Source organism: Methylobacterium sp. NPDC097929 (genome assembly GCF_049543375.1).
Lineage (GTDB): Bacteria > Pseudomonadota > Alphaproteobacteria > Rhizobiales > Beijerinckiaceae > Methylobacterium.
Genome location: NZ_JBMVEP010000001.1, coordinates 1034257 through 1058663, shown reverse-complemented (window position 1 = coordinate 1058663; position 24407 = coordinate 1034257). Strand labels below are relative to the sequence as shown.

The window sequence follows — 24407 nt, the reverse complement described above, 5'->3', positions numbered from 1 at the left end:
ACCGCTGCGCTTGGTGCAGGTTCCGATGACCGCAACGCCCCTGAACCGCTTCGCCGTCGCGCCGCTGGCTGCGATGACCCGGCGCCTCGCCGAGGTCGCCTCCGGCCGCGCCGAGCCCGACCGCGTCATCACCGGGGCGCGGGTGCTCTCCACCTATTCCGAGCGCATCCTGCCCGACCGGGAGATCTGGATCGCGGGCGGGCGCATAGCCGCCGTGAAGCCCGCCGGCACGCATCGCGGCGGCGCGTTGCGGACCGACGTGGCCGGCGGCCTGATCGCGCCGGGACTGGTCGATCCGCACCTGCATATCGAGAGCAGCATGGTCACGGCCTGCGCCTACGCCGAGGCCGCGCTCATCAACGGCACGACCACGATCGTCTGCGACAGCCACGAGATCGGCAACGTGCTGGACGTGAACGGCGTCGAATGGATGCTGGAGGATGCCCGCGTGGCGCCCCTCAACATCTTCCTCACCGTGCCGAGCACGGTGCCCGCCACGACGCCGGACCTCGAGACCGCGGGCGGCGACCTCACGGCCGCGAAGATCGCCGCCCTGTTCGACGCTTGGCCCGAGGCGATCGGGCTGGGCGAGAAGATGGATTTCGTGGCGGTCGCCGCCGGGGACGAGCGGGCGCACGCCATCATCCGCGCCGCCCTGGAGCGGGGGCGCCCGATCTCGGGCCACGTCTACGGACGCGACTTCGTGGCGGCCTACGCGGCGAGCGGCGTCACCGACACCCACGAGGCCACCGACGCCGACATCGCCGACGACCTCCTGGAGGCCGGCCTCTGGATCTTCCTGCGCGGCGGCCCGCCCACGACCCCCTGGCACTCGCTGCCCAGGGCGATCGGCACGGTGACCGAGTACGGTGCCGCCTGGAAGCGGGTCTGCGCCTGCACCGACGACCGCGATGCCGACGACCTGCTCGCCTTCGGCCTCGACTGGGTGGTGCGCGAGGCCGTGGCCCGCGGCATCCCCGGCCCCGCCGCCTGGGCGATGGGTTCGCTGCACGGGGCGACCCGCTACGGCCTCGACGGGGAGATCGGCGGGCTGGGCGGCGGGCGCCGGGCCGACCTCGTGCTCCTGAACGACGACCTCGTGCCCCAGGCGACGTGGTACGGCGGCGAGCCCGTGGTGGAGGACCGCCGGCCCACCCCACTTCTGGAGGCGGCGCTGGCCCGGCCCTACCGCTACCCGGCCCCGGCCTATGCCACGCTGCGCCTGCCCGATCCGCTGCCCGCGCTGATCCCCGCTCTTCCCGCCGGCCCCTGCACCGTCAACGCGATCCGCACCACGCTGCCGGGGATCGAGCTGACCCACGAGCGGCTCGCGCTGGCGCCCGGCGCCGACTGGCCGGAGACGCTGGCCGCGCACGGCCTCTGCCACGTTGCCGTGATCGAGCGGCACGGCCGCGTCGGCACCGTCGCCCACGGGCTGCTCTCGGCCTTCGGGCTGACGCGCGGCGCGGTGGCGAGCAGCGTCGGTCACGACTCGCACAACGTCATCGTCGCGGGTCTGAACGAGGCCGACATGCGCGCGGCCCTCGACGCCATCGCCGCGCACCGGGGCGGGGTCTGCGTCGTCGAGGAGGGCCGGGTCGTCGCGATGGTGCCGCTGCCCGTGGCGGGGCTGATCTCCGACAAGCGCGTGGGCGACGTGGCTGAGGAGGTGAAGGCCCTCAAGCGCGCCTGGGAGCGGGCCGGCTGCAGCATCCCCTATATGGGCTTCAACCTGATCCCGCTCGCGGTGATCCCGCAGATCCGCATCACCGACAAGGGTCTGGTGCGGGTGCCGGAGATGGCCCCGGTGCCGCTGTTCGAGGCGGCCTGAGCCGCTCTCGTCCTCGCGAGGCGATGCCGAAGCAATCCAGCGGCACGACCTTTCCGGACGGGTCGCGCGGCTGGATCGCTTCGCTCACGCTGGCGGAGGAGAGTGTTCCTCAGCGGGCGGCGGAGATTCCCGGCCCCTTGTCGGTCCAGTCCGGCGGCAGGCCGATCATGTCGCCGAGCATGCCGTCGAAGCCCGGGGCGCGGCCGAAGGCCTCGCAATCGGGGTCGAGGGGCGCCTCGCCCAGCGTGGTGATGCGGATGCGGTCGTAGGTCGGCAGTTGCAGCTCGCCCTTGAACGGGTCCTTGCCCGTGGCGAGGTAGGAGCCGAAATCCTGGCCGAACTCGCCCGCCAGATCGTAGGCGTCGCCGGCCGCGGAGAACCGGGCTTGGTTGGTGAAGGAGTTGGCCGCCCCCGCCCAGATCATTGCTGCGCGCTGGCGGTTGCGGGCGTCGAGCGCCTCCGCCTCGATGGTCAGGCTGCCGAGTCCGATCGGCACCCGCGGCACCGGAATCCGGCCGATCGAGTTGGCGAAGCCGACGCCGACCTGGCCCGCCACCGAGATGGCCGTCGTCGCGGCGACGGTCGCACCGGAGGCCGGAACGTTGGTGAGATCGACCCGCGTGATCGCCGAGCGGACGGTGAGGTCGGCCCGGCCCGACGAGACCACGTCGTAGCGCAGCGAGAGGTCGTAGCAGAGCGCCCGGTCGGCGGCGTTGGCGATGACGCGCCGCTCCACCTCGTTCAGGCCGGGGCCGGAGACCGCCGCGGTGAACCGGGTCGGCACGATGCGCACGGTGCGCACGGTCTGCGGCAGGGTCGGGTCGATGAAGAGCTTGGATTCGGAGGCGACCGCATCGCTGGTGACGAACTGGTCGCGGCGCGAGAGCGAGCTGCCGTCGGTGAGGACGACGTCGCCGCAGCCGGCGACCCCGGCGAGCAGGGCCGCGGCCAGCGCGAGGCGCCCGGCACGGGCGGGAAGGCGATGACGTCGTGGCGACCGCAGAAGCATCGGACACTTTCGTGGATGTTGGGTCCGGCGCCCTGGGCGCTCGGGGACGCGCATCCCGCCGCGAGCGGCCGGACAGCGTCTCTTTTCGGGCGGAAGCCTAGCTGTACGGGGCCGCTCCCGGAAGGTTGGCAGACGTGCCGCCCGGCACATCCCGGGGGGCTGTGACCGTTCAGCCACGTTGTTTATTCCCGCCCCGCGCCGCCTTCAGGTTCCGGCGTCTCACGCCTGCAACTCTTTCGCACGCCCCGCGCTTGTCCCTGCCGATGCGTCCAGCCCAGATCGTCCCCCTCGTCGTCGCCACGGCGCTGTTCATGGAGAACACCGACTCGACGGTGATCGCCACGGCGCTGCCGGCCATCGCGGCGAGCCTGCGGACGGACCCGATCGCCCTCAAGCTCGCGCTCACCGCCTACCTCGTCAGCCTCGCGATCTTCATCCCCGTCTCGGGCTGGGCCGCCGACCGCTACGGCGCCCGCAACGTCTTCCGCGCGGCGCTCTGCGTGTTCATGGCGGGCTCGCTCGCCTGCGCCGCCGCGAACTCGCTCTCCGGATTCGTCGCCGCCCGCTTCGTGCAGGGCATGGGCGGGGCGATGATGGTGCCGGTGGGCCGCCTTGTGATCCTGCGAAGCGTGCCGAAATCGGAACTCGTGGGGGCGCTGGCCTACCTCACCATCCCGGCGCTGATCGGCCCGATCATCGGGCCGCCGCTGGGCGGCTTCATCACCACCTACGCCGACTGGCGCTGGATCTTCTTCATCAACATCCCGATCGGGCTCGCCGGGATCGTGCTCGCGACCCTGTACTTCGGCGACATCCGCGAGGAGACGCGCCCGCCGCTGGACGTGGCCGGCTTCATCCTCTCCGGCGGCGGCCTCGCCCTGCTGATGCTGGGCTTTGCCTCGACCGGGCGACACCTCCTGCCGGACGGCGTTTCCTGGGCCTGCATGGGCGGCGGCCTCGCGCTGGTGGGCCTCTACCTGCGCCATGCGAGGGCCACCGAGCATCCGCTGATCCGGCTCGATCTCCTCAAGCACCACACCTTCCGCGCGGCGGTGACCGGCGGCAGCCTGTTTCGCATCGGCACGGGGGCGATCCCCTTCCTGCTGCCGCTCATGCTCCAGATCGGCTTCGGGCTCGATCCGCTGCATTCGGGGCTCATCACCTTCTCGGCCGCCGCCGGCGCGCTGCTCATCAAGATCGTCGGCCCGCGCATCCTGCGCGCCTACGGCTTCCGCCGGGTGATGGTGACGAACGCGCTGATCGCCGCGGCCTTTCTCGCGGTCAACGGGCTGTTCACGGCGCAAACCCCGCACTGGGTCATCGTCTGCGTGCTGCTGCTGGGCGGCTGCGTGCGCTCGCTGCAATTCACCTGCGTCAACGCCATCGCCTATGCCGATCTCGAATCCCGCGAGATGAGCGCGGCCACGAGTCTCGCCAGCGTGGCGCAGCAATTGTCCCTCAGCCTCGGCGTCTCGATCGGCGCCCTCGCGCTCGAAGGCGCCGCCGGCTGGCGTGGCCATTCCGGGATCGAGGCGACGGATTTCTCCGTCGCCTTCGGGGTCGTGGCCGTGATCTCGGCGGCCTCGTTCCTCGTCTTCCGGCGGCTGGCGCCGGATGCCGGCGCCGAGGTGTCGGGCCAGCGCCGGGTCGCGCGCGGCGGGCCGACCCCCGCCGACGGATCGGTTCAGGCTCTCGCGCCCGTCACGCCGCGGCCCGCGCCGGAGCCCGGCCGCCCGCCCGCTTGACGCCGCCGGACTTCGCCCGGGCCGGCGCCTTGGCGGGGGCTCGAGCCGGGGCCGGCGCGTCGCCGCTGCGGAAGAAGCCCTGCCAGCCCCAGGCGCCGGGGCCGGTCATCGCGTACATCAGGAAGGCGCCGGCCAGCCCGAGATCGGCGAGGAAGAACGTGCGCTCGGTCACCGCGGCCGCGCCGGCCTGGAGCCAGAACGGGTGCAGCAGCGCGGCCATGCCGGCCACGAACCCGGCCATGGCAAGACCGGTGATCCGCGGCATCACCCCGAGGATCACCGCGAGCGGCCCGAACACCTGCACGATGACGGCCGCCGTCGCGACCGCGTTCGGGGCGGGGCAGCCGGCACCCGCCAGCGTCACCGCGAAGCCGGAAACGTTGAGCGCCCGGGCGATGCCCGTCGGCAGCAGGGCCGAGGCCATGAGGAGGCGGGCGGCGAGAAGCACGCCGTTCTGGGCTGAACCGAACACGAGGGGACGCTCCGACGGGAGAAGGGTTCCCGGAGCCTGTGCGGGCAGCCTGAATCGTCGGTTAAGCGGATCGCGGCATCAACCGGAAACGCCCGCCCGGTACAGGCGTCCGCGCTCGGTCCAGGCGACCACGAGCAGCGCGAGCCCCCCGAGCGCGGCGTAGCCGTAGGCCACCGGCATCACCGTGCCGTCGAAGGCGCGCCCGATCAGGAAGCCGCAGAAGGCACCGAGGATCGTCGTGTAGAAGCCGAGGAACGAGGAGGCCGTACCGGCGATGGCTCCGAGCGGCTGGAGCGCCAGCGCGTTGAAGTTCGGTAGGGCGAAGCTGATCAGGAACTGGTTGAGCGCCAGCACCGACAGGAACATCCACAGCGGCGGGTGACCCTGGAAGTGCAGGCCGATGCCGACCTGCACCAGGGCGACCGCGGTGAAGGCGGTGATGCCGGCATGCGAGAGCGTGCGCATCCCGAGCCGGCGCACGATGCGCGAATTGATCAGCGTTGCCGCGCCCATGGCGCCCGCCACCGCGCCGAAGGCGAGGGGGAACAGGCCGCCGAGGTGGTAGAGGCCGGTGTCGAACACCTGCTGGGCCGAGCCGACATAGCCCATGATGCAGCCCGTCAGCAGGCCGAGCGCCGTGGCGTAGCCGATGGCGATGCGGGTGCGCAGCACCGTGGCCAGCGCTTGGCCCGTGGCGCTGAGCGAGAGCGGGCGGCGGTATTCGGGGTGGAGCGTCTCGGGCATGCGCAGGGCGAACCAGAGCGCGAGCACGCCGCCGAGCACCAGCATCGAGACGAAGACCCAGATCCACGAGCCGAGAAGCAGCATGGTCGCGCCGATGGCCGGCCCGAGCATGGGCACGATCAGGAACACCATCATGATGAGCGACATCACGCTCGCCATCTCGCGCCCCGAGAAGCGGTCGCGCACGATCGCCGTCGAGAGCACCCGCCCGCTGGCCGCGCCCATCCCCTGGATCACCCGCGAGGCCAGCAGCCATTCGTAGCTCGGCGCCAGCATCGAGAGGATGCAGCCCGCGGTGTAGATGCCGAGGCCGATCAGCAGGGTGGGCCGCCGCCCGAGCGCGTCCGAGACCGGCCCGTAGACGATCTGCGCCACCCCGAAGCCGATCATGTAGACGTAGACGAGGAGCTGCAGGCTGTTGGGGTCGGCGACCGCGAACCGCTCCTGGATCAGCGGGAAGGCCGGCAGCAGGTTGTCGATCGACATGGCGGTGACCGCCATCATCAGGGCGACGATGCCGACGAACTCGGCGAATCCCGGCCCCGACCAGGGGGGCGTCACCGGCGGCCCACCCGGCACGGCCTCGGAGGCGGGAGTGCCGGATGCGGGCCGGGAAGAGGTTGTCACGGTCGGAGAGGCTTTCAGCGGACGATGCCGCCGCTCGGGGATCGGCAGCGGACGGGAACGGAGGGGGTGATTTGGGTGTCCGGCGAGAGCCGCCCCTCCCCGCCGAAGGGGGAGGGTTCGGGATCGGGGCTCGCCTATTTCCGCGTCTCGCCGCCGTCGCCCTCACCCAGAACCGCGCTGAGCCGGGCGTAGTTCTGCGTCACCAGGGCGATGTTGCCCGGCGAGGGTTGGGCCGGCTCGGCCTCGGCCAGGGCCTCCTTGAGTTCTTTGACGGCGGCGGCCTTCTCCTTGGCCGGAAGCTTCGTGTCGGCCTGGACCGCCGCGAGCTGCTTCTTCAGGAGCGCGGAGGCGCCGACATAGGTCTTGGTCTCGGGATCGACGCCGCCCAGAACCGCATCGACGGTGTCGCTGGTGTCCTGAAACGCTTCGAGGCTCGCGAAGCCGTTCCGCTTCACGATCGCCTCGGCCTCGCGCTGCGCCTTCTCCTCGGCCTTCGGGTCCGGCTTGTCGGGCGCCGCGCCGGAGAGTTTGGCGAGTTCGGGCTGAGCGGTCAGCAGGCCGTCGATCAGCCCCTGGGTCAGGGCGACCTCCTTGCCGGGCTCGGGCGCCTCGGACGTCGCGTCCGACTTGGCCGGCGGGCTGGCAGCGGGTTTGGCCGGTGGCTTGCTCTGGGCCAGTGCGGGGGCGGCACCGAGGATCGGCGCCGCGGCAAGGGAGGCCGCGACGGATGCGGCGAACAGGGTGCGCGAGTGGATCGTCATGGTCGGTTGCCTCTGAGGTCTCGTCGGCTGCGCCGGGCGCTTCTCGCAACGGGTCGCGGCGAAACCGTGATCGCGCCGGCCTGATGGCATCCGCCGGATCGCCCGCGGCGTGCGCTGCCGCAGCGACGCACCGCCACGCCGTGGCCGCAAAGCCGGCCTCTGAATCGCCCGCCCGCCGATCACGAGGAGACGATCGCCCCGTGAGCCATGCCGATGCCCGCCGCCGCGCCGCACGCCTCCGCCCCGCGATCGTGTTCATCCCCTTCCTGCTCGTCGCCCTCCTCGTCCACCTTGCCGCGGCGAGCCCGGCGCGGGCCGGAGAGACCTACGCGGACAGGGCCGCCGCGCTCGTCGCGCCCTATGTCGAGGCCGGGCTGTTCTCGGGCGTCGTTCTCGTGGCGAAGGACGGGCAGCCGGTCTTCCGCCGCGCCTACGGCCTCGCCGAGCGCGAGTGGGAAATTCCCAACACGCCGCAGACCCATTTCCGCATCGGCTCGCTCACCAAGGCCTTCACCGCGGCCGCCGTGCTGATCCTCGCGGAGGCCGGCCGGCTCGGGCTCGACGATCCCGTCCGCCGCCTCGTTCCCGGTCTGCCCGAGGCCTGGGAGGGGGTGAGCCTGCGCCACCTGCTCCAGCACCGCTCCGGCATCATCAACTTCACGGCGCTGCCGAACTATTATGACCAGATCGCGCGGGTCGATCACACGCCTGGGCAGATCGTGGCGCTCGTCGCGGGCGAGCCGCTGCTGTTCCCGCCGGGCGAGCGCTTCGAGTACAGCAACACCAACTACGTGCTGCTCGGCATGGCGATCGAGGCGGCCTCCGGCCTCCCCTACCCGCACTACCTGCGCGACAAGATCCTGACGCCGCTGGGGCTGAAGGAGACCGGCTACGACGACCTCACCGCCATCCTGCCGCGCCGCGCCTCCGGCTACCGGCGCGGGCGGGCGCAGTGGCGCAACGCCGTGCCGATGGCGGCGAGTTCCGCCTACGCCGCGGGGGCGCTCTACGCGACGGTGGACGACCTTCTGGCCTGGAACGAGGCGCTCGGCGGCACCCGCCTGCTCTCGGAGGCTTCCCGGGCGGCGATGTTCGACGATCGCGGCACCGGCTACGGCCTCGGCTGGTTCGTCTCCCGCGCCTTCGCCAGACCGGGCGAGCCGGGCAGCGGCCACCGCGTCTTCGGCCATGCCGGCTCGATCCCCGGCTTCCTCTCGATCAACGACCTCTATCCCGATGACCGCCTCAGCGTGATCGTGCTCTCGAACACCGAGACCGCGCCGGCCCAGAAGATCGCCCGCGACCTCGCCGCGCTGCATCTCGGCCGCTACGAGGCGCCCGAAGCCATCGTGCTGGAAGACCTGATCCTCGACCGCTACCCCGGCACCTACCGCCTGGGGCCGCGCGCCTTCCTCACGGTCACCCGCGACGGGCGGGGCCTGACGGCCCGGCCCACGGGAGAGCCGGCCACGCCCTTCGTGCCGGAGAGCGACCGCACCTTCGTCAGCCGGGTGGCCGACATGCGCCTCACCTTCGAGACCGAGCCCGACGGCAGGCCGACCGGCGTGATCCTGCACCGGGACGGCCGCGACCGGACCGGGCCGCGTGTCTCCGAGGAAGAGGCGCGGGCCGCGCTCGCCGCGCCGCCGGCCACCCACCGGGAGGTCGCCATCGACCGCTCCCGCCTTCCCGCCCTGGCCGGGCGCTTCGCGCTGGCGCCGGGCCGCGAGATCGCGGTCACGGCGCAGGACGGGCGCCTGTTCGCGCAGGCGACCGGGCAGCCGCGCCACGAGCTGTTCCCCGAGGGCGAGCGCGCCTTCTTCCTGCGCGCGCTCGATGCGCAGATCACCTTCCTCGCCGACGAGGCGGGCCGGACCACGGGCCTGATCCTGCACCAGAACGGCTACGACACCGAGGCTCCGCGCCTGCCCGACGGCGCGCCCGCGCGGCCCCGCGCACTGGACAAAGGGCGGGGTCGCCAGAGGGGCTGAAAGGGTCTAACTCAAGGAGCCGCGACCGTCCTCGCCGACGGTCGCCCCGCCGCACCCGGCGCGGAACACGCGATCGAAGGGCGGCCGCCAGAAGCCGCTTTGGCCAAAAGTCCACCTTGATCCGGCGGGGCAGTTACTCTTGTCTCTCGCCGCAAATCGACAAGAGCGGTCGTTGAAGCATCGTCCCGGCAGGTTACGGCCGGCTCCCCGCGAGACGACGATGCGACAGCCAAGACGTCGCGCACACGATCTGGCGCAATGGAGGAAACGCGATGAACAAGCCCGAATTTCTGGCGGACGCCAAGACGAAGTCGCCCTTCTCGGCGCGCTACGACAACTTCATCGGCGGCCAGTGGGTCGCCCCGTCGGCCGGCCGCTACTTCGAGAACACCTCCCCCATCACCGGTAAGGTGATCTGCGAGGTCGCCCGCTCCGACGCGCAGGACATCGACCGGGCCCTCGACGCGGCCCACGCCGCCAAGGATGCCTGGGGCCGCACCGCGCCGGCCGAGCGCGCCCGCATCCTCCTCAAGATCGCCGACCGGATGGAGGACAACCTCGATCTGATCGCGCTGGCCGAAACCTGGGACAACGGCAAGCCGATCCGCGAGACCACCGCCGCCGACATCCCGCTGGCCATCGACCACTGGCGCTATTTCGCCAGCTGCGTGCGGGCGCAGGAGGGCGGCATCTCCGAGATCGACCACGATACGGTCGCCTACCACTTTCACGAGCCGCTCGGCGTCGTCGGCCAGATCATCCCGTGGAACTTCCCGATCCTGATGGCGGTGTGGAAGCTCGCCCCGGCGCTGGCCGCCGGCAACTGCGTGGTGCTCAAGCCCGCCGAGCAGACCCCGGCCTCGATCCTCGTGGTGATGGAGCTGATCGGCGACCTGCTGCCGCCGGGCGTCATCAACGTGGTCAACGGCTTCGGCCTGGAGGCCGGCAAGCCGCTCGCGTCCTCGCCGCGCATCGCCAAGATCGCCTTCACCGGTGAGACGACCACCGGCCGCCTCATCATGCAGTACGCCTCGCAGAACCTGATCCCGGTGACGCTGGAGCTCGGCGGCAAGTCGCCGAACATCTTCTTCGGCGATGTCGCCAACGAGGACGACGACTTCTTCGACAAGGCGCTGGAAGGCTTCACCATGTTCGCCCTCAACCAGGGCGAGGTCTGCACCTGCCCCAGCCGCGCGCTGGTGCACGAGTCGATCTACGACCGCTTCATCGAGCGCGCGATCAAGCGCGTCGAGGCGATCACGCAGGGCTCGCCCCTCGACCCGGCCACGATGATCGGCGCCCAGGCCTCCTCGGAGCAGTTGGAGAAGATCCTCAGCTACGTCGATATCGGCCGCCAGGAAGGCGCCGAGTGCCTCACGGGCGGCGCCCGCGGCAACCGCGACGGCGACCTCGCCGAGGGCTTCTACATGCAGCCGACGGTGTTCAAGGGCCACAACAAGATGCGGATCTTCCAGGAGGAGATCTTCGGGCCGGTCCTCTCGGTCACGACCTTCAAGGACGACGAGGACGCGCTCGCTATCGCCAACGACACGCTCTACGGCCTCGGCGCCGGCGTCTGGACCCGCGACGGCACCCGCGCCTACCGCTTCGGCCGCGCCATCCAGGCCGGCCGCGTCTGGACGAACTGCTACCACGCCTACCCGGCGCATGCGGCCTTCGGCGGCTACAAGCAGTCCGGCATCGGCCGCGAGACCCACAAGATGATGCTCGATCACTACCAGCAGACCAAGAACATGCTGGTCAGCTACTCGTCGAAGAAGCTCGGGTTCTTCTGAGCTTTCTTCCGGGAAAAGTTCGAGACCGACTCCAGCCCCGGCCGCAAGGCCGGGGCTTTTTGATGTTCGAGGACGGCACGGGTTCGAAGGTGAGGCGGTGGGGGTGCGGTACACGCGTATGGGACCGGCGGGCTGGGTCGGGCAGATCGACCACGTCCGCGTCTATCTGAGCGACGAAAAGGGCGAGATCTGCCGCGCCCAGGCGGCGCTGGCGGCGGTCGTGACCGCTTCGCTCGCGAGCCTTCGCGATGCGGCCTCGGCCTATCTCGATCTCTTCGTGGATAGAGGGAAGGCCTGCGGCCGCGCGCAGGAGCCCTGGTGGCTGGACGAGGTCGAGTTCCGCGATCACGCCGGGGAAGAGGCGCTCTGCTACGCGCTCCACTTCAGCCTGCACGGCGACGACGGCGGCCTGTGGACGGTCGACATGCGGGTATTCGCGGACGGGCATCGCCCGTTCCGCTTCGAGCGCCGGCAAGGTTGAGGGGGCGGGACACGATCGGGCACGGCGCTCGCGCCGGACCGCCTCATCTCGTCTCCGGTCCATCGCCTCGGCCTTCGCCCTACTCCGTCATCGCGAGCGGCAGCGAAGCGATCCAGGGCGTGGCGTCTCAGGAAAGGTCGCGCCCTGGATTGCTTTCGCTGAGCCTCGCAAGGACGAAGGCATAGACCGAAGCGATCAACCGGAAATCGTATCATACCAAAACCGGTTGATCGCTTCGGGATGGCGGATTTGGACGTCGCTCGGTCGCCGGCTTGCTGAGACGCTCCCCGTTTCAATCGAGCGGCGACCGTATCAGCCTCGGGGATCGGCTATCCCTCCCGTGTCGCGAGCACGTGCGCGACGATCGCGTTGGCGTGACCGTGGCCCATCCCGTGCGTCGCCTTCAGCATGGCCACCAGCTCCATGTGCTTTGCCGGACGGTGATCGCGAACGATCTGCTCCCATTCCTCGATCGGTCGGCCGTACTTCTTCACGATCGAAGGAAAATACGAGGCGGGTCCCTTGATGGGGTCAGCAGACACGATGGCGTCTTTCCGGTCCGTTTGGCCGCGACGAGTGTCGCCGGAGAAGGGGCAGGCCGCAACTCTCGCCCGTCGGCGCAGGCGGCCGGGCTGGGCGTCGGCGCGAAGGGGCGCAGGAGGACTTCGCGCGGAATAGGCCCGTCGGCTGCGGTCAGCCGCGCGCCCGGATCAGCCTCGCCTCGGCTCCGTCCACCAGCACCTCCGCCGGGGTCGGGTGGCTCAGGAAGCCGGTTGGGCTCGCGGTCAGCCCGTAGGCGCCCGATTGCAGCACGGCCACGAGGTCTCCTTCGGCGAGCGGCGGCAGGGGGGCGGCGCGGGCCAGCATGTCCAGCGGCGTGCAGAGCGGGCCGACGACCGCGGTCGCCGCCCGCTCGCCCCCCCTATCCGTCACCGCCGCCAGTGGGAAGTCGCGCTTGACGATCTGGCCGAGATTGCCGCTCGCCGCGAGGTGATGATGCATGCCGCCGTCGGTGATGACGAAGCGGCTGCCGCGGGATTCCTTCACCGCCAGCACCCGGGCGACGTAGACGCCTGCCGGCCCGGCAAGGTAACGGCCGGGCTCCAGCACCACCCGGGCATCCGCCAGCAGCGGGTCGTTCCGCAGCGTCTCGATCAGCGGCGGCAGCCCGCTGCGGAGCGCGTCGAGGTCGAGCGGCGCATCGCCCGAAAAATACGGGATGCCGAGACCGCCGCCGAGGTCGATCGTCTCCAGCGGCCGCCCGATTGTTTTCGCGATCCGCGCGGCGAGTCGGAGGCCGTAGGCCCATTGGCCGAGCAGCGTGTCGGCCTTCAGGCCTTGCGTGCCGGCAAAGAGGTGGAGCCCGACGAGGCGCAGGCGGCCTTGCGCCTCCACCGCCGCGACGGCGGCGTCCATCTCCTCCTCGTCGAAGCCGAAGGGCGAGGGTTTTCCGCCCATGCGCATCGCCCCGCCCTGCGCGGTTGCGCCGGGATTGATCCTGAGCGCCACCCGCACGCTCACGCCGTGGCGCTCGGCCGTCGTGGCCACGCGAAGAAGCTCCTCGCGGTTCTCGAGGTGGATCTCGCCGATACCCCCGGCGATCACCCGGTCGAGATCGGCCGCCGACTTGCCCGGACCCGCGAACAGGATCTTTTCCGGGGGGACCCCGGCCGTCACGGCCGCGTCGAACTCCGCGCCGGAAGCGATCTCGGCCCCCGCCCCTTCGTCCAGGAAAACGCGGATCACCGCCGGGTTCGGGTTCGCCTTGACCGAGTAATCGACTGCGGCAAAGCCGGCGACAGCCGCGCGCAGCGCCCTGTAGGCCCGCCGCAGCAGGCCGGCATCGTAGACGAAGAGCGGCGTGCCGAATTCTTTTGCGAGTTCGGTCAGCGGCACCGCGCCGACACGGAGAACCCCCGCGCCGTCGCGCGAGAAATTCTCGGCGATCAGCGCGGCGGCGAGGTCGGGCGCGTCAGCCATCGGCCCGGATCTCGGCGGCCGCCCGCTCGGCGGTGAGGCGCTTGTAATCGACCTTGCCGTTGGGCGTGGTCGGCAGGGCCGACACTGCCTCGATGGTGCGGGGCACGAGGTGGGGGGCGAGCGCCTTGCGCAGGGCCTGCAGCACGTCGGCGGTGCCCGGCGCGTCCTCGGCCGGCACGGTCACCGCGTGGATGCGCTGGCCGAGGCTCGGATCGGGCAGGCCGATCACGGCGGCGGCGCGGAAGGCGCCGGTCTCCATCAGGGCCGCCTCGACCTCGGTCGGGCTGACGCGGAACCCTTGCGTCTTGATCATCGTGTCCTCGCGGCCGATGAATCGGAAGAAGCCCTCGGCATCCTCCACCACGAGGTCGCCGGAGCGGCAGACCAGCCCCGGCTCCCGGCCCGCTCGCGGGAACGGGTCGGGCACCAGCACCCGGGCGGTGTCCTCGGGCCGCTTCCAGTAGCCCATCGAGACGGTGGGGCCGCGGTGGTGCAGGATGCCGGGCTCGCCGGGCCGTGCCCGCCGCCCCGCCTGGGTCACGGCGAAGATCTCGGTCTCGGGGATGGCCCGGCCGATCGAGTCGGGCCGCCGGTCGATCTCCTCCGGCGGCAGGTAGGTCGAGCGGAAGGCCTCGGTCAGGCCGTACATCAGCACGATCGCCGTGTGCGGCAGCCGGGCGCGCAGGCGCTCGATGGTCGGCACGGCGAGGCTGCCGCCGGAATTGGTGATCGCCCGCAGGGCCGAGAGATCCGCCTTGGCCAGATGCGGCGCGGCGCGCGTCATCAGCGTCCAGAGCGTCGGCACGCCCGCGAGCAGGGTGATGCGGTGGGCCTCGAGCGCCCGCACCACGTCGTCGCCGAGGCGGGGCGTCAGCAGCACGATCCGCGCGCCCTGCTCGACGCTCGTGAGGAGCTGGTTCAACCCGTAATCGAAGGAGAAGGGCAGCACCGAGAGGAGGCGGTCTTCCCGGCCGATGCCGAGATAGGTCCGCACGATGCGGGTGCCGGCGATGAGGTTCTCGTGCGAGAGCATCACCCCCTTGGGCAGGCCCGTGGAGCCCGAGGTGTAGAGGATCGCGGCGAGCCCCGGCGGGGCCGGCTCGCCGGGCGCCAGGGGCGTCGCCCCCTCCCCGTCCTCGCTGTCGAGGATCGCGAGGCCCGGCAGGTCGTCGAGGGCGCCCTCCAGCCCGGCGGCGTGGGCGGGATCGGTGAGCAGCGCGCGCGCGCCGCTGTCGGCGACGATGTGGCGGACCTGGCGCGGGCGCAAGGACGGGTGGATCGGCACGAACACGCCGCCCGCCGCGCCGACCGCGAAGATCGCGACGCATTCGCGGATCGATTTCGGCAGGAGAAGCGCGATCCGGTCGCCGGGCCGCAGCCCGAGGCGGCGCAGGCGCTGCGCCAGCGCCGCGACCCGCGCCCGGAGCGCGCCGTAGCTCAGGCAATCCGCCCCGTCCACGATGGCCGGGTGATCGTCCGCGCCGGCTCCTTCGAGCAGGTGGTGCAGCAGCGTCGGCGTCATCGCGGGGTCAGGCGTCGGAGCGCCGGTCGTCGATGAAGTGGGCCAGCGTGTCGACGCTCGCGAAATTCGCCAGATCGAAGCTGTCCTCGTCGATCTCGACGCCGAAGCGGTCGCCCAGATGCATCATCAGGTCGAGGATGCCGATCGAATCCAGCGCGTCGCTCGTCACGAGCGAGGTCGCCCCCGTGACCGAGCCGGGGGGAAGGCCCGGGTTGCGGGCCGCGATGAAGACGAAGATCGCCTCCCGCACGTCGGCCATCGACTGAACCACGGCTTGATGTCCCTCGAACCGTCCCGCGCTGGTGTCGGGTTGCGGGCTTAAGCCCAAACGGGGGGACAAGTCCATCGTCGCGCCGTCCGTCAGGCGGCCTCGTCCTCCGGGACGACGTCGACCTCGACGGTGAGCCTCTGCGCGCCGGCCGCGGAGACGATCCCGTCGATGGGGGCCACGTCGGCGTAGTCGCGGGCGCGGGCGACGACGATGTGCTCGTCGCGCACCACGCAATCGTTGGTGGGGTCGAGGCCGATCCAGCCGTCCCGCGCGCCCGAGCCCTCGCCGCACCAGAGCGCGACCCAGGCATGGCTGGCATCGGCCCCGCGCAGGCGCGGGCGGCCGGGGGGCGGGCGCGTGCAGAGATAGCCGCTGACATAGGCCGCGGGCAGGCCGAGGCCGCGCAGGGCGGCGATCATCACGTGGGCGAAGTCCTGGCAGACGCCGGCCCGCAGCGCGAAGGCTTCCGCCAGCGGGGTCGAGACGGTGGTGGCCTCGGCGTCGAAGCGGAAATCGCTGCGGATGCGGTGCATCAGCGCGATCGCGCCGCCCAGCGCGCTGCGTCCGGGCGGGAAGCTGGCGCGGGCGTACGCCGTCACCGCGGGCACGATCGGCACGCGCTGGCTCGGGAACTGGTAATGGGCCGGCCCGTCGGGCCCGAGCGTCGGCAGGCGCAGAGCCGCCGCGCGCACCGCCTCCCAGGAGGGGCCCGCCTCCGGCTCCGGCGGGACGGGACGCTCCACCGCCACCCGGGAGACCGCCTCGACGGCGAAGGTGCGGTGGGGCTCGTCGATGAGCAGGGTGAGCGTGTCGGTGCCGAAGAAATCGGCCCGCTCCAGCCGGCTCTTCGGGGAAGGCGTGACCGTGAGCGCGGATTCCAGCACCCGCTGCCCCTCGCCGTCGCGGGGCCGCAGACGCAGGTTGCAGCGCGCGGAGCGGACGGCCTTGGCGTAGCGGTAGGTCGTCAGGTGACGCAAGGTGTAGATCAAGCGAGACCCGTGAGCTTCTCGGGCCGCAGGGCGTCGGGGCCGTTGGGGAAGTAGCGGCTCGCGATCCGGTCCGCGAGGCCTTCCAGCTCGGTTTCGATGCGCTCCAGGGCCTCGCCGTCGGTCTCGGCGGCGTCCGCCGTCTGCAGCGTGCCGGCCAGCGCCAGCGCCCGGCGGCGGTGCGTCTCGGGCAGCCCGTCCGCCGCCAGCGCCGGCAGGGCTTCCAAATGGGCCACGATCGCCTGCACCTGATAGGCGACCGAGCGGGGATTGCCGGGATCGAGCACCGCCATGTCGCAGACCGCATCGCGGCTGACGCCGGTGAGATACCGGGTGCCGTAGGCGATCTGGGAATCGGCCAGCGAGAGCGTCACGCCGAGATCCTCGGCGCTCGCCTCCGGGGCGCAGAAGCGGAGCGCGAAGACGCAGGTGTTGATCGCCCGCTCGACGCGCCGCCCCATATCGACGAAGCGCCACGCGGTGCCGTGGCCCATATTCTCGTGGGCGAGGCCCGCCAGCGCGGCGAGATGGCCGAGCGCCCGCTCGGCCTTGCCGAAGAGTTGCGCCTCGGTCGGCGCCCAGGCCTCGGCATAGACCAGGGTGTCGCGCAGGTCGGCCAGCGCCCGCCAGGATTCCGTCGGCAGCCGCTCGCGCAGGGAAGCGGCGATGCGCCGGGCCTCCATGACGTGGGCGAGCGCCGAGCCGTAGCGCGTCTTGCCGGAGAGCGCCTCCTGGGCCAGCGCCGCGGGCGGGAGATCCGCTTCCTCGACCGAGCCCCATTCCTTCAGGAGCGCGCGGATGGCCAGCGCCGTCGCCCCGCCCTCCTCCCCGGAGGCGTCGGCGGCGAGCGCCCCGCCGAAACCGCCCAGATGCGCCTGGACGAGGCGGATCACCGCCTCGGCCCGCTCCAGGTAGCGCCCGAACCAGAACAGGTTGTCCGCCGCCCGCGAGGGGAGATGGCCGGCGATGCGGCGGATGCGCGGCGCGGTGGAGAGCAGGAGCGTCGGCGCGTCGACGGGGGTGTCCGACAGCACCCAGACATCGGCGGAGCGGATGCCGGAGCGCATCTCGCTCGGGTCGGCGCCGTCATGCTCGGCCACGCGGCAGAAGGCGCTCGGCAGCACGCGCCAGCCCTCGGGCGTCGCGGCGGCGAAGACGCGCATGACGAAGGGGCGCGGCGCCAGCCGCCCGTCCTGCCAGGCGGGCATGGTCGAGAGCGGCGCGGGCGCCTGCGCCACCCAGTCGAAGGGGCGCTCGCGCAGGGCCGCCACCGCGCGGGCGCGGGCGGCGTCGAGGGCCGGTCCGGCCAGCATCGCATCGCGCTCCGGGCCGCGCACCGGGGTTGCGGCGGGGCGCAGCGTCAGCCGGTCGAGGTTGGCCATGGCGTGGCCGAGCCCGTCCGGATCGCCGCACCACCACGTGTCGGGGCCGGCGAGCCGCAATTCCTCGCCGGTGAGCGCTCGGGCGATGGCGGGCAGGTAGGGGCTGAGAGCGGCCGATTCGAGCACGCCGGAGCCCGGCATGTTGCCCACCACGGTGCCGCCCTGCCGCAGGGCCTGGAGCATCCCGGGCACGCCGAGGCGCGAGTCGGAGCGCAGCTCCATCGGGTCGAGGTAATCCGCGTCGATCCGGCGCCAGACCGCGTCGGCCCGCTTCAGGCCGGCGACGGTGCGCACGTGCAGGAGCCCGTCGCGCACCACGAGGTCGTCGCCCTCCACCAGCAGGAAGCCGAGATAGCGGGCGAGCGCGGCCTGCTCGACATAGGTGCTGCTGTAGGGGCCCGAGGTCAAAAGGCAGATGCGCGGGTCGCTGCGGGCGCAGGACGCGGCGAGCCCGGCCCGGAAGGCTTGGAAGAAGCCCGGCAGGCGCTCGACGTGGAGGTCGGCGAACAGGTCCGGGAAGGCGCGGGCGAGCACCATCCGGTTCTCCAGGGCGTAGCCGAGGCCGGAGGGCGCCTGCGTCCGATCGGCCAGCACCCGCCAGCGCCCGTCGGGACCGCGCCCGACATCCGCCGCGTAGATCGGCAGCCAGCGCCCGCCCGGCGGCGCGATGCCGTGCACGGGCCGCAGGTATTCCGGGCTGCCCGCCACCACGCCCGCGGGCAGGAACCCCTCCGCGACGAGCCGGCCCGGCCCGTAGATGTCGGCGACGATGCGCTCCATCAGGCCGGCGCGCTGGACGATGCCGGCCGACAGCTCCGCCCAGTCGGCGGCGTCGATGACGAGCGGCAGCGAGCCCAGCGGCCAGGGATGCTCGCGCCCGTCGCCGTAGACCCGGTAGGAGATGCCGGCGTCGCGGATGTGGCGCTCGGCGGAGAGGAAGCGGGCGGCGACCTCGCGGTCGTCGAGCCGGGCGAGCCGTTCGAGGAAGCGCGGCCAGCCGCCGCGCAGCTCTCCGCCCGCATCGACCATCTCGTCGGCGAGGCCCGGACGGGGCGCGTAGCCTTCCGTCCAGCGGCGGATGCGCGACGCCGGATCGTCGGCCGCCCAGGCGGAGGCGTCGGGCGCGGGCCCGTCCGCGAGGGCAGCCGAAGAGGTCATCGGGGTGCGGGCGCGCGCAGGTCGAGGGTCAGGGGGAACTCGCTCGAACGCTCCTCGGGCGGCATGGCGATCCGGCCGGGAGTGTGGCCCATGGCCTCGAAGCGGGCGAGCCGGCGCCCCTCCGCCTCGTAGGCGTTGACGGGGAAGCTGTCGTAGTTGCGCCCGCCCGGATGGCTGACATGGTAGCGGCAGCCGCCGAGCGAGCGGTCGCTCCAGGCATCCAGGATGTCGAAGGTGAGCGGTCCGTGCGGCGGGATCGTCGGGTGCAGGGAGGAGGCGGGCTGCCACGCCTTGAAGCGCAGGCCCGCGACCGCCTCGCCGCTGGCGCCGGTCGGCGTCATCGGCAGGCGCCGACCGTTGCAGGCGATCACGTGCCGGCCGGGCACGAAGCCCTCGACCCTGACCTGAAGCCGCTCGACGGATGCGTCCACGAAGCGCACGGTTCCCCCGGCGGCCCCCTCTTCGCCCAGCACGTGCCAGGGCTCCAGCGCCTGGCGCAGCTCCAGGCCGACCCCGCCCTGCTCCACCCGGCCGAAGACGGGGAAGCGGAACTCGCGCTGCGCCGCGAAGGCCAGGGGGTCGAAATCGTAGCCGCCCCCCCGCAGTTCTTCCAGAAGGTCGAGGAAGTCGGCCCAGAGGAAATGCGGCAGCATGAAGCGATCGTGCAGGGCCGTGCCCCAGCGGACACAGCCGCCCGTCCGCGGCTCGCGCCAGAGCCAGGCCACGATGGCCCGCAGCAGCACGGCCTGCGCGAGGCTCATGCGCGCGTCCGGCGGCATCTCGAAGGAGCGGAATTCGAGCAGGCCGAGGCGCCCCGTCGGCCCGTCGGGCGAGTAGAGCTTGTCGATGCAGATCTCGGCCCGGTGGGTGTTGCCGGTCACGTCGGTGAGGACGTTGCGGAACAGCCGGTCCACCAGCCAGTGCGGGATGTTGGCCCCGTCCGGCCCCGGCACCTGGGCGAGCGCGATCTCCAGTTCGTAGAGCCCGTCGTGGCGCGCCTCGTCCATGCGCGGCGCCTGGCTCGTCGGGCCGACATAGAGCCCGGCGAAGAGGTAGGAGAGGCAGGGGTGCCGCTGCCAGGTGAGCACGAGGCTCTTGAGCAGGTCGGGCCGGCGCAGGAAGGGCGAGTCGGCGGGGCTGGCGCCGCCGAGCACGACGTGGTTGCCCCCGCCCGTGCCGGTGTGGCGCCCGTCGATCATGAACTTCTCCGCCCCGAGGCGGGTCTGGCGGGCCTCCTCGTAGAGGCCGCGGGTGATGTCCACCGCCTCGCGCCAGGAGGCGGCGGGGTGGACGTTCACCTCGATCACGCCGGGATCGGGCGTGACCTTGATGACCGAGAGCCGCGGATCGTAGGGCGGCTCGTAGCCCTCGATGTGGATCGGCCGGCCGACCGTCTCGGCGGCGCGCTCGAGATGCCCGACGAGGTCGATGTACTCGTCGGCCCGCTCCAGCGGCGGCATGAACACGCAGAGCACGCCGTCGCGGGGCTCGACCGAGAGCGCGGTGCGCACGGCCACGCCCTCGATGCCGGCGCCGTTGGCCCGGTCCGACCCCTTCGCCAGGGGCGCCTCTCCCGGACCGCCCGGTTCGGGGGGCAGGTCGCCGCGCGCCTCCAGCGGGTCCTGCGGCTGGTAGTAGGGGTAGGAATCCGGCGGCACGTGAGGCAGCGAGCCGAGCGGCAGGCGGAAGCCCAGGGGCGAGTCGCCGGGGTTGAGATAGGCGCCGCCGCGGCGGAAGCTCCAGACTTCCGAGATCCAGGCGCGCCCCGTCTGCGCCGCGAGGTTGGCCAGCGGCAGCACGTAGCCGACGGGCGTGTCGAGGCCGCGCCCGAACACGCGGGCGTAGCGGGCGTCGGTCTCGGGGCTGCCGGTGCGGGGCGCCGCGGTGGTGACGTTGACCGGCAGCTCGCTCTCGCGGCTCCTCCAGTAGACCCCGTCCTCGTAGGCCGGGAAGACGAAGCGGGCGAGTTCGAGCCGCTCGGCGAGCGCGCCGATCAGCCGCTCGGCATCGGCGAGGGTGGCGTCCCTCGGCCCGTTCTCGGCCGCGACGAGATCGGCATTGCGCCAGACCGGCACGCCGTCCTTGCGCCAGTAGAGGGCGAAGGCCCAGCGCGGCAGGCTCTCGCCGGGATACCACTTGCCCTGGCCGTAATGCAGCATGCCGCCGGGTGCGAAGCGGTCCCGCAGGCGCCGGACCAGCTGATCGGCGAGGCCCCGCTTGGTCGGGCCGACGGCGGCGACGTTCCATTCGGGCGCCTCGAAGTCGTCCACCGAGACGAAGGTCGGCTCGCCGCCCATGGTCAGGCGCACGTCCTGCGCGGCGAGGTCGGCGTCGATGCGCTCGCCCAGCGCGTCCATCGCGCTCCAGACATCCTCGGAGAAGGGCTTTGTGATGCGCGGCGCTTCCGCCACGCGGCTGACCGTCATCTCGTAGGCGAACTCGACCCCGGCCGGCTCGGAGAGGCCGGTGATCGGGGCGGCCCCGTTGTAGTGGGCGGTGGCCGCCAGCGGGATGTGCCCCTCGCCGGTGAGCAGGCCGGAGGTGGCGTCGAAGCCGATCCAGCCGGCCCCGGGCAGGTAGACCTCGGCCCAGGCGTGCAGGTCGGTGAAGTCGGTGGTGGTGCCGGCCGGCCCGTCGACCGCCGTGGTGTCGGGCACGAGCTGGATCAGGTAGCCCGAGACGAAGCGGGCGGCCAACCCCAAGCGCCGAAGCACCTGCACCAGCAGCCACGCGGAATCGCGGCAGGAGCCGCTCTTCAGGGTCAGGGTCTCGGCGGGCGTCTGCACGCCGGGCTCCATGCGCACGCCGTAAGCGACCTCGGTGCGCAGCATCGCATTCAGCGCCACGAGGAAGGTGACGGTGTGGGTCTCTTCGGGAATGCGCGCGAGGAAGGCGTCGATCTCCGGACCCTGGGCCGCGTCGAGGACGAGGTAGGGGGCGAGCGCGACCTTCAGGTCCGGCTCGTAGTCGAAGGGGCGGCGCTCGGCGTAGGGCTCGACGAAGAAGTCGAACGGGTTGATGACCGCGAGGTCGGCGGTGAGATCGACCTCGACCCGGAACTCGGTGGTCTTTTCCGGGAAGACGAGCCGGGCGAGCCAGTTGCCGGCCGGGTCCTGCTGCCAGTTGATGAAGTGGTTCTCGGGCACGACCTTGAGCGCGTAGGCCGGCACCCGGGTGCGGGAATGCGGCGCCGGGCGCAGACGGATCGTCTGCGGCCCCAGCGCGATCGGCCGATCGTAGCGGTAATGCGTGACGTGGTGCAGGGCGGCTTGGATCGACACGAAGGCTCCCGGGCAGTCTTGATCGAGGCTCACGGCGGAGCCGGGCGGCCGCGCTCGGCCGCTGGTTGCACGCCTTATACATCCCGGATGAGGCGGGATGGCGCTCAATCAAGCAAGAACCGTGCGGCCGGATCGCGCCGGCTCCGGGCGAGGCGGGAACTTCGCGGGCTCGCGACCCTTGGTCCCTTGATTCCGGGTAGCGGCCCGGTTCCTGCAGCATCCCCGCCCCGGCGGGAGGCCCCATGCGTATCTTCCAGTGCCAAGCCTGCGACCAGCCGGTCTCGTTCGAGAGCACGGTCTGCGAGAGCTGCGAGCGTCGTCTCGGCTATGTCTGCGACCGTCACGCGGTCTCGGCGCTGGAGCCCTGCGGCGAGGATGCGCGCGGGCCCCTCTTCCGCGCCTACGCCCATCCGGGCCGCAAGTACCGCCTCTGCGCCAACGCGGCCTACGAGGCCTGCAACTGGACGGTGCCGGAGGAGTCGGACGAGCGGTACTGCGTCACCTGCCGCCACAACCGGGTGGTGCCGGATCTGAGCCTGCCGGCCAATCTCGACCGCTGGCGCCAGATCGAGGCGGCCAAGCGGCGACTGTTCTACTCGCTGCTGCGCCTGGAACTGCCGCTGGTGACGCGGGCGCAGTATTCCGACGGGCTCGCCTTCGACTTCCTCGCCGAATCGGCCGGGCCGCCGGTGATGACGGGGCATCTCGACGGGCTCATCACCCTCTCCATCGCCGAGGCCGACGACGTGGAGCGCGAGCGCCGCCGCACGATGTTCGGCGAGTATTACCGCACGCTGCTCGGCCACTTCCGCCACGAGATCGGGCACTATTTCTGGAATCTGCTGGTGCGCTTCGATCCGAGCCTGCCGGCCTTCCGCGTCCTGTTCGGCGACGAGCGCGCCGATTACGGCGCCGCGCTCCGGCGCCACCATTCCAGGGGCGCGCCGCCGGACTGGCAGGAATCCTTCGTCTCCTCCTACGCCACCGCGCACCCTTGGGAGGATTTCGCCGAAACCTTCGCCCACTACCTGCACATCGTCGACACGCTGGAGACCGGCAGCGCCTTCGAGATGCGGCTGACCCCGAAGCTGCGGGGCGGCGAGGGTGCGCAGGCCTCGACCTGCATCGATTTCGACCCCTACGAGACGCCCGATTTCCAGCGGGTGATCGAGGCGTGGCTGCCGCTGACCTACGCCATGAACTCGCTCAACCGGAGCATGGGTCAGCCGCCGCTCTACCCCTTCAAGCTGGCGCCGGCGGTCATCGCCAAGCTCGCCTTCGTGCACGAGCGGATCTACGCCGCGCGCAGCCCCGGCGGCCTGAGCGAGGCCGCGAGCGACGAGATGCTCAAGGCGGTGATCGCCGGCCTGCGCCAGCGCGTCGCGGCCCCGACGGCCTGATGTCGTTCGGGACGTTCGGCGGGAGGGCAGCCGGACGCGGCGTTCGCGTCGTCCGGCGCCCGTTCGTGGGAAGGCGGGTTACTCGGCCGCCGGAGCCGCGGCGGCCGGGGCCTTCGGCGCGGCGGGCTTGGTGGCCGGCTTGGCCGGGGCGGCGCTGCCGGTCGCGGCGGGGCCGCCGGCCGCCGCCGTGCCCGGCGCGGGCTTGGGCGCCCATTCGGCGTCGGCGCGGGGACCGTTCGGGCCGTTGGTCGGGCCGGCGAGCTGGCCCGGCACCGTGTCGCTCACCTTCTTCCAGGTCTGCGACTGGCACAGGAAGGCGATCAGGCAGCCCTTGACGGTCAGTTCCTCCGGCTCCTCCGACCAGATCGTGACGTCGTAGAACTTGCCGTCCTCGGCGTTGTAGATCTTGCCCTCGTAGCGCGCGTCATCGTTCAGCTTGAGGCCGAGGATGAGCTGGTGGCCCAGCGAGGCGCGGGTGCGCTTCTTCGGATCGGGATTGCGGAAATCGACCCGCGGCTTGCCCTCGTCGTTGAGCGGGGTCTTGAGCCAAACGGCGTAGCCGCAGAGGTTCTTCTCCTGCGGGCCGCACTTCTCGACGCGGATGCGCGCCTTGCCGTCTTGGGTCAGCCAAGTGCCGCTGGGGTCGCGGGGCGGCGCGGCCGAGGCGGCGGTCGCCAGCAGCGCGCCGAGGGCGGCGAGGCCGGCGCCGCGAAGGAAGGCCGCGCGCGCACCGATCGGTCCGAACTTCATGCAATCATCCCCACTCGGGCGCGGCGGCGATCCGGGCCGCACCGCTCAACCTGACGATCCGTCCGGCCCTGCGCGGCCGGGTCGAGGCCGGTCGCCGTGCGGACCGTTGCCCCTTCGCCGCAGCCATCGAATGCGAAGGTGACCGGATCATGACCGCCGCGGGGCGGTTCCGACGCAATTTGCCGGTCCCGCGCCCGGGACGGGAGCCGCGCTCGCCGCA

At 72.1% G+C, this 24407-nt stretch carries 18 protein-coding genes; 6 read left to right on the top strand and 12 right to left on the bottom strand.

Annotated features, from left to right (window positions below; genetic code table 11):
- The first annotated feature begins 25 nt into the window (after positions 1–25).
- Complete coding sequence (locus ACPCJR_RS05060; RefSeq protein ID WP_391510392.1) at positions 26–1831, top strand: adenine deaminase C-terminal domain-containing protein; 1806 nt, start codon at positions 26–28, stop codon at positions 1829–1831.
- A gap of 109 nt (positions 1832–1940) precedes the next feature.
- On the opposite strand, the gene ACPCJR_RS05055 is transcribed toward ACPCJR_RS05060, so the two are convergent.
- Entirely contained in the window at positions 1941–2840 is a 900-nt protein-coding gene (locus tag ACPCJR_RS05055; protein WP_391510393.1) for a DUF3313 domain-containing protein, read from the bottom strand.
- A 263-nt stretch (positions 2841–3103) separates the two neighbouring features.
- Between ACPCJR_RS05055 and ACPCJR_RS05050 the strand changes: the two genes are divergently transcribed.
- Complete coding sequence (locus ACPCJR_RS05050) at positions 3104–4585, top strand: MFS transporter (protein ID WP_391510394.1); 1482 nt, start codon at positions 3104–3106, stop codon at positions 4583–4585.
- On the opposite strand, the gene ACPCJR_RS05045 is transcribed toward ACPCJR_RS05050, so the two are convergent.
- The 3 genes from ACPCJR_RS05045 to ACPCJR_RS05035 form a co-directional block, all read right to left on the bottom strand.
- Positions 4542–5057, bottom strand: a complete 516-nt coding sequence (locus tag ACPCJR_RS05045) for a DoxX family protein (RefSeq protein ID WP_391510395.1) — start codon at positions 5055–5057, stop codon at positions 4542–4544. The two genes, ACPCJR_RS05050 and ACPCJR_RS05045, sit on opposite strands and share 44 nt — an antisense overlap.
- A gap of 78 nt (positions 5058–5135) precedes the next feature.
- Positions 5136–6302 carry a multidrug effflux MFS transporter gene (locus tag ACPCJR_RS05040; protein WP_391511194.1) on the bottom strand — a complete coding sequence of 389 codons (1167 nt, stop codon included), beginning with the start codon at positions 6300–6302 and terminating at the stop codon, positions 5136–5138.
- A gap of 260 nt (positions 6303–6562) precedes the next feature.
- Positions 6563–7189 (bottom strand): hypothetical protein, encoded by a 627-nt coding sequence (locus ACPCJR_RS05035; RefSeq protein WP_391510396.1) that lies wholly within the window; start codon positions 7187–7189, stop codon positions 6563–6565.
- 200 nt (positions 7190–7389) lie between these two features.
- On the opposite strand from ACPCJR_RS05035, the gene ACPCJR_RS05030 reads away from it, so the two are divergent.
- The 3 genes from ACPCJR_RS05030 to ACPCJR_RS05020 all read left to right on the top strand — a co-directional run bounded on the left by ACPCJR_RS05030 (position 7390) and on the right by ACPCJR_RS05020 (position 11457).
- Positions 7390–9180 (top strand): serine hydrolase, encoded by a 1791-nt coding sequence (locus tag ACPCJR_RS05030; RefSeq protein ID WP_391510397.1) that lies wholly within the window; start codon positions 7390–7392, stop codon positions 9178–9180.
- A 272-nt stretch (positions 9181–9452) separates the two neighbouring features.
- Positions 9453–10976 carry an aldehyde dehydrogenase gene (adh, locus tag ACPCJR_RS05025; protein ID WP_391510398.1) on the top strand — a complete coding sequence of 508 codons (1524 nt, stop codon included), beginning with the start codon at positions 9453–9455 and terminating at the stop codon, positions 10974–10976.
- Between the two features lie 103 nt (positions 10977–11079).
- The gene (locus ACPCJR_RS05020; protein WP_391510399.1) at positions 11080–11457 is read left to right on the top strand and encodes a hypothetical protein; all 378 of its coding nucleotides are present in this window, start codon (positions 11080–11082) and stop codon (positions 11455–11457) included.
- A gap of 329 nt (positions 11458–11786) precedes the next feature.
- Here the strand turns inward: ACPCJR_RS05020 and ACPCJR_RS05015 are convergent, their stop codons facing one another.
- The 7 genes from ACPCJR_RS05015 to ACPCJR_RS04985 all read right to left on the bottom strand — a co-directional run bounded on the left by ACPCJR_RS05015 (position 11787) and on the right by ACPCJR_RS04985 (position 22037).
- Entirely contained in the window at positions 11787–11999 is a 213-nt protein-coding gene (locus tag ACPCJR_RS05015; protein WP_391510400.1) for a DUF4287 domain-containing protein, read from the bottom strand.
- A gap of 151 nt (positions 12000–12150) precedes the next feature.
- Entirely contained in the window at positions 12151–13437 is a 1287-nt protein-coding gene (locus ACPCJR_RS05010) for a type III PLP-dependent enzyme (protein WP_391510401.1), read from the bottom strand.
- A complete protein-coding gene (locus ACPCJR_RS05005; RefSeq protein WP_391510402.1) occupies positions 13430–14959 on the bottom strand; it encodes an AMP-binding protein in 1530 nt (509 codons plus the stop codon). Before ACPCJR_RS05005 ends, ACPCJR_RS05010 begins: the two co-directional genes overlap by 8 nt.
- A 7-nt stretch (positions 14960–14966) precedes the next feature.
- A complete protein-coding gene (locus tag ACPCJR_RS05000; protein WP_391511195.1) occupies positions 14967–15218 on the bottom strand; it encodes an acyl carrier protein in 252 nt (83 codons plus the stop codon).
- Positions 15219–15319: 101 nt separating this feature from the next.
- The gene (locus ACPCJR_RS04995) at positions 15320–16219 is read right to left on the bottom strand and encodes a transglutaminase family protein (protein ID WP_391510403.1); all 900 of its coding nucleotides are present in this window, start codon (positions 16217–16219) and stop codon (positions 15320–15322) included.
- The gene (locus ACPCJR_RS04990; protein WP_391510404.1) at positions 16216–18756 is read right to left on the bottom strand and encodes a circularly permuted type 2 ATP-grasp protein; all 2541 of its coding nucleotides are present in this window, start codon (positions 18754–18756) and stop codon (positions 16216–16218) included. Before ACPCJR_RS04990 ends, ACPCJR_RS04995 begins: the two co-directional genes overlap by 4 nt.
- Positions 18753–22037 carry a DUF2126 domain-containing protein gene (locus tag ACPCJR_RS04985; protein WP_391510405.1) on the bottom strand — a complete coding sequence of 1095 codons (3285 nt, stop codon included), beginning with the start codon at positions 22035–22037 and terminating at the stop codon, positions 18753–18755. The genes ACPCJR_RS04990 and ACPCJR_RS04985 overlap by 4 nt, the downstream gene beginning before the upstream one ends.
- 242 nt (positions 22038–22279) lie before the next feature.
- On the opposite strand from ACPCJR_RS04985, the gene ACPCJR_RS04980 reads away from it, so the two are divergent.
- Positions 22280–23437: a zinc-binding metallopeptidase family protein gene (locus ACPCJR_RS04980; protein WP_391510406.1), complete on the top strand. Its 1158-nt coding sequence runs from the start codon at positions 22280–22282 to the stop codon at positions 23435–23437.
- Between the two features lie 78 nt (positions 23438–23515).
- Here the strand turns inward: ACPCJR_RS04980 and ACPCJR_RS04975 are convergent, their stop codons facing one another.
- Complete coding sequence (locus tag ACPCJR_RS04975) at positions 23516–24187, bottom strand: DUF2147 domain-containing protein (protein WP_391510407.1); 672 nt, start codon at positions 24185–24187, stop codon at positions 23516–23518.
- Between the last annotated feature and the right edge of the window lie 220 nt (positions 24188–24407).